The organism is Pseudomonas sp. MYb60 (assembly GCF_002979555.1).
Lineage (GTDB): Bacteria > Pseudomonadota > Gammaproteobacteria > Pseudomonadales > Pseudomonadaceae > Aquipseudomonas.
The window spans coordinates 131,816-148,132 of the sequence record NZ_PCOZ01000008.1; the positions used below are offsets into that span (position 1 = coordinate 131,816).

Here is a 16,317-nt window from a genome sequence, read left to right on the forward strand (position 1 = left end):
GACAAAACTGACCCGGGCAGCATCTGTAAGAGAATTTTTCTGATAGTGTCGAGCCCATACACACGGCTCGATGACGTCGGACAGGAAAACTCAGATGATGGAAATGCGATCCACTGTGGCCAGCATTGGCCTGTGCGCGGTGTTGCTGCTGGTGGGTGGTTGCTCCCCCGGCGATGAGCAGAAGCAGGCCTCCCTCGAAGAGAAAGCCGACACGTTCGAACAATCCCTCGACAGCATCCGGGATCCAAAACTTCGCGATGCCATCGCCGACCTTGGCGGTTCGCTGCTGTTGCTCGAACGGGCACGGTTCAAGCTCGCCACCAAGCCCATCGAAGCCGAGTATGGCGAAGACAATGTCGCCCTGATCAAGCACTACCCCACGCCCCAGGCGCTGGTGGACACCTACATCAATGGCCTGTTCGTGCTGCGCAAGACCTCGCACTCCGACTACCTCACCGATTTGCAGCCGGTTTTTCCATTCGACACCTTCCCGTTTCCCCACGGCGTGGAATGGCAGTCAGTCACCCTGAGCAACAACAAAGTGGTGCCCTTCCAGCCGGAATGGTCGGAAACCGATCCCGGTATCCAGCTCAGCCCCAGCAGTTCCAACCTGACCAACCCCGATGACCTGACGGTGACCTACCCGTTCTTCGACGGCATCGAAACGGAAAACAAAAGCCAGCCCCAGCCCGTCAGCCTCAAGGGCGCGGTGGAAGTGATCGCGCCGGGCAACGTGCTGACCTTTGATTTATCGAAACAGGACGTGGGCCATAAACGCACCGAAGGCAATATCACCGTCCACCTGCTGCTCCTGGAAAAAAACTACGCCGAGATCGAGCTGACCAACACCGCGCCCCTGGCCCCGGAGGTCGGTGACGACGCCCCCAATCCGCTGCTGTTGCAGGCCCGCGACAGCACCGGGCAATTTCTCACGCGTGCCGGGTCGATCAATGAAAGCACGGCGCAAGTGGCGTTCTACGAGAAACAACTGGCCGAGATGCAAAAGCAGGACGCCTGGTCCGAGGCGTTCGAAAAGAAGCTCTCCGACCAACAGAAAGCCTTCGAGCACCAACAGGCCAGCCATTACGCCAAGGTGTATTTCAATGGGATGATCGACACGCTGCAGGTCAACGTGCTGGACTTTTCCACAGCCTCACTGACCCGCAAGGACCTTGACTTACCGGTGCTGCGCTTCGACAAGAACAGCCTGCAACAGACCGTGCAGGCCCTGCCAATGCCAGTCACCGTGTACGACGACAGCGCCGCCAACTGGCTCAAGGGCGCGACATTGACCGAGGATCAACTGAAAAACAGCGTCACCCTCAGCCAGTCCGTCGAAGACGCCAGCGCGGCGCATATCCTGTTCGACCACCCCTTCACCTTCAACGACGACCTCGTCGGCAGCGAGCGCAACAGCAGCGAATCTCCCGTGACCTTCTTCACCGCCAACGACAAGGGTGAACGCGGCGAGCCCATCGAGTTGCCCACCGAGGCGTTTGAGCTGAACCCGACGCGCGGTACTCTCACCTACGACCTCAACCTGTTTCCGGAAACCCCGGCCTTCGTGGTGGGGTCGATCCCGCTGTTCCTGGCGACTATCGATAAAGGTGAGATCGACGTGGCCAAGCTGCCCAAGGGCTTGTCGCTCAAGGACAACGCGCTGATCGTCGACCAGCAGGCATTCCCCGCCGACAGCTGGCGCTTCTTCGCCAAGGACGCCAGCGGCAAGTATCTCAAGGAGATTCTGGGTGTGAGTCACCGGGCCGAGGAATATGGCACGGCGATGTTTGATGTGCATTATTTTTACGGACAGCCGAGCGCTCTGGAAAGCTACCAACGCACCGACCTGAGTACCGTGCAATACGGTTTCGAGGTCAAACTGGACAAGCCCGAGGCCAAATAACCGTCAGTGGTGGGTGTCACTGACACTTTGGCCTCGCCCGCCGTTGAGCTGACGCAGATGGGCCTGCATGTGCAGGCACCAGATCTGCGGGTCGCCCGCCAGTTCATACCCGTGCAGGGTCAGGCTGTCGACGATGGATTCCAGAATGGTTTGTGCCACGAAAGGCCCAGGGAACGGCCCCTGGGACTTGATGGTGGAGGGCTGTTCACCGGTCATGCCGGCGGCAAACAACAAGGTCCACATCCCGTTATCCCCGGCGAGAGGCCGAATGGAGCATTCGATACGGGTGACCAGGCCAAAGCACTGGCGGGTGAGGCAGAGGTTGCGCGACATGGCGGCGACCCTCGGTAGATCGGCGTTCAACCTCCGCTCGGGGCGTAGGCTGTTTCTATCCAGCGACTGGTATGGATATCCCTTGAGCAGAGAATAGAAGAAAACCGCGACAAACCAAGGTTGTAGAGACCAACGGGCGTTGGCCTCTCAACCCTCAGTCAATTTCATGACATGCATCCCAACACATCAAACCTCAGCGCTGGGCTGATGCAGGAAGGGGGCTTGCTCCCTTCCCACACTGACCGCAACGTGATGGGAATCAGGTGGGCTTGGCTTCGGCCAGCGCCTGCTGCGCCAACTCCTTCTCCGCTTCCTTGAGGTCCTCCTCGCTGATCATCTCGGCAATCGCGCGCAACCGCTCGACCACCCGCGCATTGACCGTACCTTCCCGGAACTGCCCTTCCGCGTCCGGCTCACCGGCGTCTTCGCCCACCAGCAGGCTCAGCGCTTCGTCTGCCTGGCGCACAGCGTAAACGTGGAACTGCCCGGCGCGCACGGCCTGCAGCACTTTCTCGTCGAGCATCAGCGTGGCGACGTTGGCCTGGGGAATGATTGCCCCTTGCTCGCCGGTCAAACCGCGGGCTTCGCAGAGGCGGAAGAAACCTTCGATCTTCTCGTTGACCCCACCCACCGCCTGCACTTCACCAAACTGGTTGATCGAGCCGGTGATTGCAAAGCACTGCTTGAGCGGCGTCTTCGACAGGGCCGAGATCAAGGTGCACGCCTCGCCCAGCGACGCGCTGTCGCCGTCCACGTAACCGTAGGACTGTTCCAGCGCGATACTGGCCGAGATCGCCAACGGGAATTCCTGGGCATAACGGCTGCCTAGGTAACCGGTCAGAATCATCACGCCCTTGGAGTGGATCGGCTGGCCGAGGTTGACCTCACGTTCGATGTCGACAATGCCGCTGCCGCCCGGGTACACCGTGGCAGAAATCCGCGCCGGCACGCCGAAGGCCGAGTCCCCGACTTCCAGCACCGTCAGGCCGTTGCACTTGCCCACCGCCGCACCGGCGGTGTCGATCAGAATGACCCCGGCGAGCATGTCGTCGAGAATCCGCGCCGACACGCGCCCGGTGCGCGTGGCCTTGGCCTTGAGCGCGCGCTCGATGTGCCCGGCGTCGGTCATCTCGTCGCCTGCCAGGTGACGGATGAAATCCGCCTCGCTGACCAGCTGGAACAAGTCACCAATACGCGCCGACAAGCGCCCCTGGTGCTCCGCCAACCGTGCGCTGTACGTGGCCAACCGCGCCACCGCATCCGAGGTCAGCGGCGCCATGCCTTCTTCCGAAGTACGGGTCTTGAGCAACTGGGCGAACTGCTCCAGGCTCTCGTCCACCATCGGGATGTCTTCGTCGAAGTCCACCAGCACGCGGAACATCTCCTGGAAGTCCGGATCGGCGTCCTGCAACGCGTAGTACAGCTGGCGCGAACCGATGATGATCACCTTGACCTGCAACGGGATCATCTGCGGGTTGAGGGTCACGGTGGCCAGGCGGCCCAGCTCGCCCAAAGGTGATTCCATCTTCAGCTTGCGCGATTGCAGGGAACGCTTGAGAGCGTCCCACACGAACGGCTCGCCGAGCATTTTTTCGGCTTCCAGGATCAGGAAGCCGCCATTGGCGCGGTGCAAGGCACCCGGGCGCAACTGGCGATAAGTGGTGTAGAGCGCGCCTTGGTCGGTGCTGTATTCGATACGGCCGAACAGATTGTCGTAGGTCGGGTGCGGTTCGAACACCACCGGTGCGCCACCGTTGACCGCATGGCCCACCACCAGGCTCGGGCAGTACTGCTCCTCAAGCAGCTTGCGCGCCTGGGCGTCGGTCTTGGCGTCGTCCACCAACTGCTCGACCACGGTCTTGAGCAAGTACACCTGCATGGCTTGCAGGTAACCGCACACGGCGGCGTTCTCGGCGTACTTTTCCGACAGCGGTGCGAGCAAAGGCTGCAGGGCCAGGGTGATGGTTTCTTCGTTGAACTGACGCAGTTGGTTGTTGGACTCGCGCTTCCACTGCGGCAGGCTGGCCAGTTCTTCGTTGAGGCGTTCTTCCAGCTCGGAAATGTCCGTATGGAAGCGTTCGCGATCGGCTTCCGGCAGCTGCGAGAACTCAGCCTCGTCCAGCGCCTTGCCGTCGAGCATCGGGGTAAAGGCGATGTTGGTACTGTCGCGGTACAGCGCCACGTCCTTTTCCAGGGCCAGGCGTTCGATCACGTCCAGGGCCTTGTCGTAGCGCTGGTTGAAAGCGCGGTCGATGGCGCTTTTGCGCTGTTGATACGTCGGGTGCTCGAAGACCGCCGGAAAGGTGGCCACCAAGTTATCGACCAACCCATTGATATCGGCAATGAACGCCGCCGCAGCACCGCCTGGCAATTCCAGGGCACGGGGCTCACGCGGGTCATCGAAATTGTTCACATAGACCCAGTCCGCCGGGGTCTGCAGACGTTTGCCTTCAGCTTTCAGGTAGCGTTTGACGAACGAAAAGCGGCCGGTACCCGGCTCGCCCATGACAAACACGTTGTAACCGGGACGTGGCATCGCCACCCCGAACTGCAACGCTTCTACTGCGCGTTCCTGGCCAAGCACACCGCGAAAGGGCTCCAAATCATTGGTGGTCGAGAAGCTGAACTGTTCAGCGGAGAAAGGGCGAGTCAGCGCTTCGGGCGCTAGACGCAAGCTGGCAGCTACAGGATCAGGCATCGGGCTTCCTTACATCAGGCGGGGCAGATGTCGGCATTCTGGCTCCCCCTTGCGCGCAATGGCAAGGCGCGAAATGGGGAAAGCGCGAGCGCGCAACAGGTCCTACAAAAAAATCGCGGTAACACTGATTGTTTTATAAAAAAACACGGAACCCCGAGAACGTGCCTAAACTCCAAACTGCGCGGGTTGGACTAATAACCGATCCCTCAGGGCGCTGCGATGCGCCTGAACCCTTGTCCATTGGTTTGCACACAAAGAGAACAAAGCTATGAAACGGATCCTTCTCGGTACTCTCTTCACCGTCGTCTCCCTCAATGCAATGGCAGAAGCACCAGGTGGCCCGAACTGCGGTTGGGGCAACATGTTGTTCGAAGGCCAGCGCGGTACTCCGGCTCACTTCCTGGCTTCCACTACCAACGGTACTTCGGGCAACGCCACCTTCGGCATGACCTCGGGCACCAACGGTTGCAGCACCAACAGCGCCCTGACTTACGGCGGCAAGTCCTGGATTGCCATGAACGGCATGATGAACGAGCTCTCCGAAGACATGGCCAAGGGTAATGGCGAAGCACTGACCACCTACGCGGTGGTACTGGGTGTGGCTCCGGAAGATCGCGATCACTTCGCGGCCGTGACCCACGAACACTTCCAGCAGATCTTCAGCAAAGCTGACGTGACCGCTGACGACGTACACAACAACACCGTGGCTGTACTGAAAAGCGATGCCCGTCTGGCGAAATACGTCACCCAGGCTTAAGCTCGACCCGCCCGCGCCCTCAAGGCGCGGGCTCTTTTTTTGGACCCGCCTCCCCTTTGGGTCTCACTTTTTCCGACTTAAGTTGCCCCTATGCTCAAACGCTTTGCCTGGATGGCACTCTTCGCCTGCGCCCCGCTGTACGCGGCCCCGCACCTTGATGATCAACGTTTGCAGCAATTGGCCAATGATCCGTTCTGGCTGTCCCTGGGCCATTACGAAGCCGGCAAGATCAGTGGCTGGCGCAGTTACGTCAGCGACCAGAAGTTCTTCCTCGCACCCGAAGGCGCTCACCATCCGGATGCCGAACTCAAGGCCACCGTTGACGCCCTCTATGCGAACGCCAGCCTTGGCGAGAAACACGCCCAATGCGTCTACCCCGCACGTACCCGCTGGCTCAAGGATCAGTTGCACCTCACTGACCTGCCGGCTGTGGACTGCACCGAATTCAAGCAATGGTTCAAGGACGTCGCCCCCCACAGCGCGGTGATGATCTTCCCGGCGGCCTACCTCAACAGCCCGTCGTCGATGTTCGGCCACACCCTGCTGCGCATCGATCAGGCCGACGTGCAAAGCAACAACACCGCACTGCTCAGCTACGCGATCAACTTCGGCGCCTACATCGAGGGCTCGGACAACAGCATCCTCTACGCCTGGAAAGGTTTGATGGGCGGGTACCCCGGCCTGTTTGCGCTGGTGCCTTATCAGGAGAAGCTCTCGGAATACCGCAGCCTCGAAAACCGCGACCTGTGGGAATACCGCCTCAACCTCACGCAGGTCGAGACCGAGCGCATGGTCGAGCACGTGTGGGAACTCAAGCAGATCCAGTTCGACTATTTCTTCTTCGACGAAAACTGCTCCTACCGCCTGCTGGAATTGCTCCAGGTGGCGCGTCCCGGCTTGCGCCTGACCGAACAGTTCCCGCTGACCGCCATTCCCACCGACACCGTCAAGGCGGTGAAAGACGCGGGCCTGGTGGAGAAGATCGACTACAGGCCATCCCGTGAACGCGAGTTGCTGGAACGCGCCAAGCCCCTGGACAGTGACGAACAACAGTGGGTACTCAAGGTCAGCGACGACCAGAAGCAATTGCAGGAGCCGGCCTTCAAAGCCCTGCCCCGCGAGCGCCAGGCCCTGATCATCGACGCGGCCTACCGCCTCGGCCGCTACCGCGCCAATGGCCTGGAGCGCGACACTGCCCGCTCCCAACGCAGCTTCGAACTGCTGCGTGCAATCAACCAGAACCCTGCGCCCGACCTCAAGATCACACCGCCCGGCCTGCCGGAAAACGGCCATGAATCACGCACCTGGCAAGCCGGCATCGGCACCCGTGGCGACAAGGCGTTTGGCGAGTACGGCCTGCGCATGGCCTACCACGACCTTAACGACAACGCCGAAGGTTTCCCCCTCGGCGCGCAGATCGAAATCCTGCAAATGAAATTGCGCCAGTACGAAGGCAACCAGTGGCAACTGCAGCAACTGGACCTGGCGACCATCCGCTCCCTGACCCCGCGTAATGCATTGCTGCAGCCGTGGTCGTGGCAAGTCACCGGTGGCCTTGAACGCGTACCGGGCAAACACGACGATGAAACCCTCGTCGCCCACGTCAACGGCGGCGCCGGCGGCACCTGGCAACTGCGCGACGACATGCTCGGCTTCGCCCTTGGCACCGTGCGCGTGGAACACAACAACGACTTCAGCGAAGCCATCTCCCCCGCTGCCGGCTTCAACACCGGCGTGCTGTGGAAAAACCCGCTGGGCAACCTGAGCCTGGAAGCCAAGGGCGACTTCTTCACCAATGGCGAAGTGCGCCGCAGCATCAGCCTGAACCAGCAATGGGAGCTGTCGCGCAACCTGGGCTTGCGCCTGAGTGCCCAGCGTGAGTACAGCCACCTGTCGACGCCGGTGAATGAAGTGATGCTTGAAGTGAAGTGGTATCACTACTGACCAAAGCCTGGCCGGGATCAACAGGTGGGAGGGGCTTGCCCCTCCCACATTGGGTCTGCGTGTATCCAGACACTCATCGCCGCCCAACACCTTTCTCACCTCCCTTTCACACCTCCCAGACAAATCCCCTTCTAGACTCTCCCCATCAGCCGTGAAACGGCCAGGGAGTACGCCATGTGGCGGTATGCGTTAATGCTGTATGCGGCGTTGTGGCTGGCGGGTTGCCAATCCACTCATCAGGATTTATTGGCCAAGGGCTACCCTCCGGCCTTTGCCGATGGCTTTGATGACGGCTGCAGCAGCGGTCGTCAGGCGGCGGGGGTGATTACCGGCGAGTTTCGCAAGAACGTCCCGCGGTATCTGAAAGACCGGCAGTACGCCGAAGGCTGGGAGGATGGCTTTCGCCAATGCAAGGCCATGCGTGAGAACGAAGAGTTGCGTGACTATAAGGACAACCACTGGGATGACCGCGAGCGCGACTGGCAGCAGGAGAAAACCCGCGATGCCGCCAGGGCCTATCGTTCGCAGTAGCTCGCTTTCAGATATCCACCGAAACTAATGCGCGGCGAACAGGGCCCTAACTCTATTGAGGGAGAACGTCATGAGTCGAGCATTTGTGAATGAGGACAACGCCGCCGCCCAGGCTGATCAGCCGGTGGAGCGTCAGGTCAGTGAGCAGCCCAACCGGGTCACCGCCCAAGGGCTGGCGCAGTTGCAGGCCAAGGTTGCGCAGTTGCAGCAGGCATATGGCCTCGCATCCGCCGGAGACGATAAACAGCGCCAGGCCGATATTGAGCGCGACCTGCGCTACTTCAATCAACGGGTGCAGAGCGCCCAGGTGGTGGCGCCGGCCTTGTCCGCCGACAAGGTGCAGATCGGCAGCTGGGTGACCTTCGCCAATGAGCAGGATGAACAGCAGCGCATTCAACTGGTGGGCGAAGACCAGGCCGATGCCGGCGCGGGCCTGATCAACTGGGCGTCGCCGCTGGGTCGCGCATTGTTGGGCGCCCAGGTGGGTGACGAGGTGCTGTGGAAACGCCCCGCCGGCGATCAGTTGATCGAGGTGCTGCGCATCGAGCCTGAAGTTTAAACGATGCCTTGAGCCAGCATCGCGTCGGCAACCTTGACGAAACCGGCGATGTTCGCGCCCTTCACATAGTTGATCCGGCCGTTTTCTTCGCCGTAGTGCACGCAGGCATGGTGGATGGACTGCATGATGTTGTGCAGTTTGCTGTCCACTTCGCCGGCGGTCCACAGCAGGCGCATCGCGTTCTGCGACATTTCCAGGCCACTCACGGCCACGCCGCCGGCATTGGACGCCTTGCCCGGCGCGAACAAGATACCCGCCTCGATAAAGATATCCACCGCCTCAAGGGTGGTCGGCATGTTGGCGCCTTCGGCCACACAGACACAGCCGTTGCGCAGCAGCGTGCGGGCGGCATCGGCATCGAGTTCGTTCTGGGTGGCGCATGGCAGCGCGATATCGCAGGCCAGCTCCCACGGCGTCTTGCCCTTGCGAAACTCCAGGCCAAAACGCTCGGCCAGTTCGCTAATGCGGCCGCGTTGTACGTTTTTCAGCTCCAGCAGGGCCGCCCATTGCGCTTCGGTCAAGCCGCTTTCGGCATACAGGGTGCCTTCGGAGTCGGACAGCGAGATCACCTTGCCGCCCAGGTCCATGACCTTGCGCGCCGCGTATTGCGCCACGTTGCCGGAACCCGACACCGCTACGCGCTTGCCTTCAACCCGCTGGCCGCCACGCTTGAGCATTTCTTCAGCAAAGTAGACGCAACCGAAACCGGTGGCTTCCGGGCGGATGAGGCTGCCGCCGTAGGTCATGCCCTTGCCGGTCAGTACGGAGGTGAACTGGTTGCTCAGGCGCTTGTACTGGCCGAACATAAAGCCGATTTCCCGGGCACCCACGCCGATATCACCGGCCGGCACGTCCACGTCGGCGCCGATGTGGCGGTAGAGCTCGCTCATGAAGGCTTGGCAGAAGCGCATGACCTCGGCGTCGCTCTTGCCCTTGGGGTCGAAATCCGAGCCGCCTTTGCCGCCGCCCATGGGCAACGACGTCAGGGAGTTCTTGAAGGTCTGCTCGAACGCGAGGAATTTCAACACGCCCAGGTTCACCGACGGGTGGAAACGCAAGCCGCCCTTGTACGGGCCGATAGCGCTGTTCATCTGGATGCGGAAGCCGCGATTGACCTGGACCTTGCCATGATCGTCCACCCACGACACCCGGAAGGTGATTGCACGCTCCGGCTCACAGATGCGCTCCAGAATCCCCGAGTTCAGGTAGTGAGGATTGGCTTCCAGAAACGGCCACAGACTGCGGAGGACTTCTTCTACAGCCTGGTGGAATTCAGGCTGGTCCGGGTCGCGTTTCTTGAGGCGAGCGAGGAAGGATTCGACGGATTCGATCATGGAAAAGTCTCGGCAGATTTTTAGTTTTTAACGGAGATTGAGCCGGACTTTATCAATTCGTTTCGCACTGCGACAGGGCAAAATGTCGCCTTTGTGAATTTAAATGGTGCATTGGATATAAATAAACCGAAAAAGCAGGGGTTTTGTGCACCTGAAAAGGGAATCCCTACCCTGTGCATGCACCAACGTGTAGACCGTCTTCGGTGACGATCAGGTCGCCCTGAAAACACGCAAAAAAAAACGGAGCCCGAAGGCTCCGCTCTTTCACACCACCCACCCGAATCAGGCGAGTTTCTTGTGACGCACACGGTGCGGCTGGGCGGCAGCATCACCCAGACGCTTCTTGCGGTCCGCTTCGTATTCGGTGTAGTTGCCTTCGAAGAACACCGCTTGCGAGTCGTCTTCGTATGCCAGGATGTGGGTCGCGACACGGTCAAGGAACCACCGATCGTGAGAGATCACAATGGCAGCGCCCGGGAAGTCCAGCAGGGCTTCTTCCAGGGAACGCAGGGTTTCTACGTCGAGGTCGTTGGACGGTTCGTCGAGCAGCAGGACGTTGCCGCCCTCTTTCAAGGTCAGGGCCAGGTGCAAGCGACCGCGCTCACCACCGGACAGGTCCTTGACGAACTTCTGCTGGTCGCCGCCCTTGAAGTTGAAACGGCCCACATAGGTGCGCGACGGGATTTCATAGTTGCCGATGCGGATCTGGTCGGAACCGTCGGAAATCTGCTGGAACACGGTCTTGCTGCCGTCAAGGTCGTCGCGGCTCTGGTCCACGCACGCCAACTGCACGGTTTCGCCGATCTCGATGCTGCCGGAGTCCGGGGTTTCCTTGCCCATCAGCATGCGGAACAGGGTGGATTTACCCGCACCGTTACCACCGATAACGCCGACGATTGCGCCTTTTGGCATGGCAAACGACAGGTTGTCGATCAACACGCGGTCGCCATAGCCTTTGGAAACGTTCTTGAACTCGATGACCTTGTCACCCAGGCGCGGACCGGCCGGGATGTAGATCTCGTTAGTTTCCGAACGCTTCTGGAATTCCTGCGACTGCATTTCTTCGAAGCGTTGCAGACGTGCCTTGGATTTGGACTGGCGGGCCTTGGCGCCTTTGCGCACCCACTCCAGCTCTTCCTTCATGGCTTTTTCGTGGGCCGATTGCTGCTTGGATTCGGCGGCCAGACGGTCGGACTTGGCTTCCAGCCAACCGGAATAGTTGCCCTCGTAAGGGATACCGGCGCCACGGTCGAGCTCGAGGATCCAGCCGGCCACGTTGTCCAGGAAGTAACGGTCGTGCGTGATCGCAACCACGGTGCCCGGGAAGTCGTGTAGGAAATGCTCCAGCCAGGCGACGGAATCGGCGTCCAAGTGGTTGGTCGGTTCGTCGAGCAGCAGCATGTCGGGGGCCGACAGCAGCAAGCGGCACAGGGCCACACGACGCTTCTCGCCACCGGACAGGTGTTCGACCTTGGCGTCCCACGCCGGCAGGCGCAGCGCGTCGGCGGCAACTTCCAGCTGGCGCTCCAGGTTGTGACCGTCGCCAGCCTGCAGGATGGCTTCGAGTTTGGCCTGCTCGGCGGCCAGCTTGTCGAAGTCGGCATCCGGTTCGGCGTAGGCCGCGTAGACCTCGTCCAGGCGCGCCTGGGCGTTCTTGATCACGGCGACGGCTTCTTCAACCACTTCGCGCACGGTCTTGGACGGATCCAGCTGCGGCTCTTGCGGCAGGTAGCCGATGTTCAGCTCCGGCATCGGGCGGGCTTCGCCTTCGAACTCGGTGTCGACGCCGGCCATGATTTTCAGCAGCGTGGACTTACCCGAACCGTTGAGGCCGAGCACGCCGATCTTGGCGCCGGGGAAAAAGGACAGCGAAATGTTTTTCAGGATTTCCCGCTTCGGTGGAACAACTTTTCCCAGCCGATGCATGGTGAAGACGTATTGAGCCATGGTGAACCTAGCGTCAGTGACTGATGAATTGAGCGGGCGAAGCCCGTGCCAGGCCATGCGCCGCGCGGGCCGTTGACTCTCATCAATGCCTGCGTGGGGAAAAAGCCTGAATGTCTGGAGCTGGAACGCCCCGCGTAACCGGCAAAGCTACCTGAATGCTGTTGGTCAGTCCAGCCAGGCGGGGCTGGCACTTTGCCACAACTCAAGGCATGCTAGCCGCCCTTCGGCGTCCGGCTTATAGTGCGTGTCGCACGCCAGTCCAGCCAAACCGCAGGATCACAGCTTGTCCAAAGTCACGCCGCCCACTCCCCTGCGCGCCGCTCATATAGCGCCGGGAGCGCCCCTGCACGGCACCCTCAAAGGCGCATTGGCGACGCTTGTCCTCATGCTGCTCGCGATTTTGTTCTGGCAACTGCTGGACCAATTGCAACAAAACCAGAAAAACCAGCAGCAATACACCATCGACTACAGTGCAGACCTCGCCGAGCAGATCAGCCTGAACATGGCCCTGAGCGCGAAAATCGCCCTGAACCTGCTGCCGATGGTCGAACCCCCGCGCGACGCCGAACAACAGCAAGCCTTGATCCGCACCCTGCAGCGCTCGATGCCGGAACTGCGCAGCATCGCCCTGCTCGCCCCCAGCGGCGCGATCATCAGTGACAGCGCCAGCGACAGCCAGGACGCCGCATGGCTTGAAGAGCTGGTGCAACGCAGCCACTCCCAGTCCTATTACCTGAGCAATAACGCTGACGGCACCCTCATCTATCTGTTGCTGCACCAGCCCAGCGGCGGCTCGAAAATGTACTGGGCCCTGCGCCTGGCTCCCGGCTACCTGGCCAACCTCACCCGCCAGGACGGCCAGGGCCAGCGCCCCATGTGGGCGATCGAAAACCGTCTCAACCACCGCGTCGTCAGTCGCGACAGCGGCATGCCGGCACAATGGGCCAGCGCCCTCACCCCCGACGAAATGAACAAAAGCGTGCTGGTCACGCCCCTGAGCAAGAGCGACTGGCAACTGCGCGGGCTGTTCGACCGCACCGCCGTGCTGGAAGAACTGCTGCCGGCGTTTATCGGCAAATGCCTGCTGGGCCTGGCGTTTTCGCTGATCCCGGTGATCGTGCTGCTGAACATGCGCCGCCGTCAGCGCCAGGTGCATGAAGGCCGCCGGCGCTACCAGGATATTTTCGAAGGCACCGGCGTGGCCTTGTGCGTGCTCGACCTGTCGGGCCTCAACGGCTTTTTTGCCAAGGCCCACCTGCAGACCCGCGAACAATTGCGCGCCTGGCTGCCGGAAAATCCGATGGAACGCCAGCAACTGCTCAAGGAGCTGCGCATCACCGAAGTCAACCAGGTCGCAGTGCGCCTCTTGAACGTGGGCTCCTGCGAGGAAGCCTGGGAGCGCTTGATCAATGACGACCCGCGCAACGCCACGGCCATTGGCTACCAGGTGCTTGACGCCGTCCTCACCAAACAGAGCCAACTTGAACTGGAGATCCAGCACAAGGACGCCAGCGGCAACGAGCAATACCTGTGGCTGGTCATGCGCCTGCCGGAACAGCAGGACGATTTCAAGGCCGTGATCCTCAGCATCAGCGACATCACCAGCCGCAAGCTGATCGAGCTGTCGCTGGTGGAGCGCGAGAGTTTCTGGTCGGACGTGGTGCGCACCGTGCCCGACCACCTGTACGTGCAGGACGTGATCAGCCAGCGCATGATCTTCAGCAACCATCACCTGGGCCACACCCTCGGCTACAACAAGGCCGAACTGCAGCAAATGGGTGAGTATTTCTGGGAAATCCTCCTGCACCCCGAAGACGCCGAGCACTACCACGACCTGCGCCAGCAGCAGCGCCAGGTGGGCTACAGCACCCAGTTGCAGTGCCAGTTGCGCTTCCGTCACCGCAACAACCAATGGCGCTGCTTCGATATCCGCGAACAGGCCCTGGCCCGGGACAAGACCGCCCAGGTCACACGCATCATCGGTGTGGCCAAGGACATCACCGACCAGATCGAAGCCAGCGAATCGCTGCGAGACAGCGAACAACGCTACCGCATGCTCGCTGAAAGCATCAGTGACGTGATCTGCTCCACCGACAGCCAACTGGCCCTCAACTACATCAGCCCGTCGGTCAACGCGGTACTGGGCTATGACGTGGACTGGGTGTTCAAGAACGGATGGCAGTCGATCATCGCCAATCCGCAGCAATTGAGCGGCATTTATAGCCTGGTGGAACAGGTCAGCCGCGCACTCGGGGACGCCGAGGCGCTGAACCGGCTGCGTGACGAAGTGCAGACCCAACTGTTCCTGTTCGACTGCTTGCGTGCCGACGGCCGCAAGGTGCCGATCGAGTTGCGCCTGGTATTGGTGTGGGACGAGCACGGCGCCTTTGAAGGCATCCTTGGCGTGGGCCGCGACATCAGCCAGCAACGCCGCGCCGAGAAAGACCTGCGTATGGCGGCCACGGTTTTCGAGCACTCCACCTCCGCGATCCTGATCACCGACCCGGCGGGCTACATCGTGCAGGCCAACGAAGCGTTCAGCCGGGTCAGCGGCTATGCCGTGAGCGATGTGCTGGACCAACTGCCGAACATGCTCACCGTCGACGAACAGCAGGAAGCCCACCTGCGTTACGTGCTCAAGCAGCTGAACCAGCACAGCACTTGGGAAGGCGAAGTGTGGCTCAAGCGCCGCAACGGCGAGCACTACCCGGCCTGGGTCGGCATTACTGCCGTGCTCGACGACGAAGGCGACCTGGCCAGCTACGTGTGTTTCTTCAGCGATATCAGCGAGCGCAAGGCCAGCGAGCAACGCATCCACCGCCTGGCCTATTACGACGCCCTGACCCACCTGCCCAACCGCACGCTGTTCCAGGATCGCCTGCACACCGCGTTGCAGGCGGCCGAGCGGCAGAAGTCGTGGGTGGTGCTGATGTTCCTCGACCTCGACCGCTTCAAGCCGATCAACGACTCCCTGGGCCACGCCGCAGGCGACCGCATGCTCAAGGAAATGGCCACGCGCCTGCTGGGGTGCGTGGCCGAAGACGACACCGTGGCGCGCATGGGTGGCGACGAATTCACCTTGCTCCTGCAACCGCGGGTCAGTCGCGAAATGGCGCTGAACCGCGCGATCCACGTGGCCGAGCAGATCCTCGCCAGCCTGGTGAAGCCGTTTGTACTGGAGGGTCGAGAGTTTTTCGTGACCGCCAGTATCGGCATCGCCTTGAGCCCGCAGGACGGCAACGAGCTGAGCCAGTTGATGAAAAACGCCGACACCGCGATGTACCACGCCAAGGAGCGCGGCAAGAACAACTTCCAGTTCTACCAGTCGGACATGAACGCCAGCGCCCTGGAACGCCTGGAGCTGGAAAGCGACCTGCGCCACGCCCTCGACCAGAACGAATTCGTGCTCTATTACCAACCGCAGTTCAGCGGCGACGGCAAACGCCTGACCGGCGCCGAAGCCCTGCTGCGCTGGCGCCACCCGCGTCGCGGCCTGGTGCCGCCGGGGGACTTTATCCCGGTGCTCGAAGAGTTGGGCCTGGTGGTAGATGTGGGCGACTGGGTGATCAGCGAAGCCTGCCGCCAGCTCAAGACCTGGCACCAGAACAAGGTGCGTGTGCCGAAGGTCTCGGTGAACATCTCCGCGCGGCAGTTCTCCGACGGTCAACTGGGCACGCGCATCGCCACCATCCTCAAGGACACCGGGCTGCCACCGGCGTGCCTGGAGCTGGAGTTGACCGAAAGTATCCTGATGCGCGAGGTCAACGAGGCCATGCACATCCTCGACAGCCTGAAAAACCTCGGCCTGAGTATTGCGGTAGACGACTTCGGCACCGGTTATTCGTCGCTCAACTACCTCAAGCAATTCCCCATCGACGTGCTGAAGATCGACCGCACCTTCGTCGACGGCCTGCCGTCTGGCGAGCAGGATGCGCAGATCGCCCGCGCCATTATCGCCATGGCCCACAGCCTGAACCTGGCGGTGATCGCCGAAGGTGTGGAGACCCATGAGCAACTCGACTTCCTGCGTGAGCATGGGTGTGACGAGGTGCAGGGCTACCTGTTCGGGCGGCCGATGCCGGCAAACCGGTTTGAAGGGCAATTCAGCAACGATGCGCTGTTCATGTTCGACTGACAGTTTGTGGTGAGGCTACTGGCCTCATCGGGGTCAAGCCCCCTCACACACTTGACCGAGGTCCATCTTTGAAATGCGGTCGAATGTGGGAGGGTGCTTGCCCCCGATGAGGCCTGCACAGGCACCGCTCATCCCCAAGTGAATCCCACTTGTCCGCGACATGATGTCCTTTCATA

At 61.2% G+C, this 16,317-nt stretch carries 10 protein-coding genes; 6 read left to right on the forward strand and 4 right to left on the reverse strand.

The window, feature by feature from the left end; genetic code table 11:
• Positions 1-94: 94 nt before the first annotated feature.
• Positions 95-1,903, forward strand: a complete 1,809-nt coding sequence (locus tag CQ041_RS15665; protein ID WP_105523341.1) for a hypothetical protein — start codon at positions 95-97, stop codon at positions 1,901-1,903.
• A 3-nt stretch (positions 1,904-1,906) separates the two neighbouring features.
• Here the strand turns inward: CQ041_RS15665 and CQ041_RS15670 are convergent, their stop codons facing one another.
• Both CQ041_RS15670 and CQ041_RS15675 read right to left on the reverse strand, forming a co-directional pair.
• Positions 1,907-2,236 carry a hypothetical protein gene (locus CQ041_RS15670; protein ID WP_105523342.1) on the reverse strand — a complete coding sequence of 110 codons (330 nt, stop codon included), beginning with the start codon at positions 2,234-2,236 and terminating at the stop codon, positions 1,907-1,909.
• Between the two features lie 259 nt (positions 2,237-2,495).
• Entirely contained in the window at positions 2,496-4,934 is a 2,439-nt protein-coding gene (locus tag CQ041_RS15675; RefSeq protein ID WP_105523343.1) for a Lon protease family protein, read from the reverse strand.
• A 268-nt stretch (positions 4,935-5,202) separates the two neighbouring features.
• On the opposite strand from CQ041_RS15675, the gene CQ041_RS15680 reads away from it, so the two are divergent.
• The 4 genes from CQ041_RS15680 (at position 5,203) to CQ041_RS15695 (ending at position 8,725) form a co-directional block, all read left to right on the forward strand.
• Complete coding sequence (locus tag CQ041_RS15680; protein WP_105523344.1) at positions 5,203-5,691, forward strand: DUF3015 domain-containing protein; 489 nt, start codon at positions 5,203-5,205, stop codon at positions 5,689-5,691.
• A gap of 90 nt (positions 5,692-5,781) precedes the next feature.
• On the forward strand, positions 5,782-7,635 hold the full coding sequence (locus CQ041_RS15685) for a DUF4105 domain-containing protein (RefSeq protein WP_105523345.1): 1,854 nt from the start codon (positions 5,782-5,784) through the stop codon (positions 7,633-7,635).
• A gap of 174 nt (positions 7,636-7,809) precedes the next feature.
• Positions 7,810-8,166: a hypothetical protein gene (locus CQ041_RS15690; protein WP_105523346.1), complete on the forward strand. Its 357-nt coding sequence runs from the start codon at positions 7,810-7,812 to the stop codon at positions 8,164-8,166.
• Positions 8,167-8,236: 70 nt separating this feature from the next.
• A complete protein-coding gene (locus CQ041_RS15695; RefSeq protein ID WP_105523347.1) occupies positions 8,237-8,725 on the forward strand; it encodes a GreA/GreB family elongation factor in 489 nt (162 codons plus the stop codon).
• Here the strand turns inward: CQ041_RS15695 and gdhA are convergent.
• Both gdhA and ettA read right to left on the reverse strand, forming a co-directional pair.
• Complete coding sequence (gene gdhA / locus CQ041_RS15700; RefSeq protein WP_105523348.1) at positions 8,722-10,059, reverse strand: NADP-specific glutamate dehydrogenase; 1,338 nt, start codon at positions 10,057-10,059, stop codon at positions 8,722-8,724. The genes CQ041_RS15695 and gdhA overlap by 4 nt on opposite strands.
• Before the next feature lie 282 nt (positions 10,060-10,341).
• Positions 10,342-12,006, reverse strand: coding sequence for an energy-dependent translational throttle protein EttA (ettA, locus tag CQ041_RS15705; protein ID WP_105523349.1), 1,665 nt, complete (start codon positions 12,004-12,006; stop codon positions 10,342-10,344).
• Positions 12,007-12,289: 283 nt separating this feature from the next.
• Here ettA and CQ041_RS15710 point away from each other — a divergent pair, with 283 nt between their 5' ends.
• On the forward strand, positions 12,290-16,141 hold the full coding sequence (locus tag CQ041_RS15710; RefSeq protein ID WP_105523350.1) for a bifunctional diguanylate cyclase/phosphodiesterase: 3,852 nt from the start codon (positions 12,290-12,292) through the stop codon (positions 16,139-16,141).
• Positions 16,142-16,317 lie beyond the last annotated feature (176 nt).

Bases quoted from the DNA above. Each gene is read 5' to 3' on its own strand.
- CQ041_RS15665 (WP_105523341.1), top strand. From the start codon at position 95: ATGATGGAAATGCGATCCACTGTGGCCAGCATTGGCCTGTGCGCGGTG.
- CQ041_RS15670 (WP_105523342.1), bottom strand. From the start codon at position 2,236: ATGTCGCGCAACCTCTGCCTCACCCGCCAGTGCTTTGGCCTGGTCACC.
- CQ041_RS15675 (WP_105523343.1), bottom strand. From the start codon at position 4,934: ATGCCTGATCCTGTAGCTGCCAGCTTGCGTCTAGCGCCCGAAGCGCTG.
- CQ041_RS15680 (WP_105523344.1), top strand. From the start codon at position 5,203: ATGAAACGGATCCTTCTCGGTACTCTCTTCACCGTCGTCTCCCTCAAT.
- CQ041_RS15685 (WP_105523345.1), top strand. From the start codon at position 5,782: ATGCTCAAACGCTTTGCCTGGATGGCACTCTTCGCCTGCGCCCCGCTG.
- CQ041_RS15690 (WP_105523346.1), top strand. From the start codon at position 7,810: ATGTGGCGGTATGCGTTAATGCTGTATGCGGCGTTGTGGCTGGCGGGT.
- CQ041_RS15695 (WP_105523347.1), top strand. From the start codon at position 8,237: ATGAGTCGAGCATTTGTGAATGAGGACAACGCCGCCGCCCAGGCTGAT.
- gdhA (WP_105523348.1), bottom strand. From the start codon at position 10,059: ATGATCGAATCCGTCGAATCCTTCCTCGCTCGCCTCAAGAAACGCGAC.
- ettA (WP_105523349.1), bottom strand. From the start codon at position 12,006: ATGGCTCAATACGTCTTCACCATGCATCGGCTGGGAAAAGTTGTTCCA.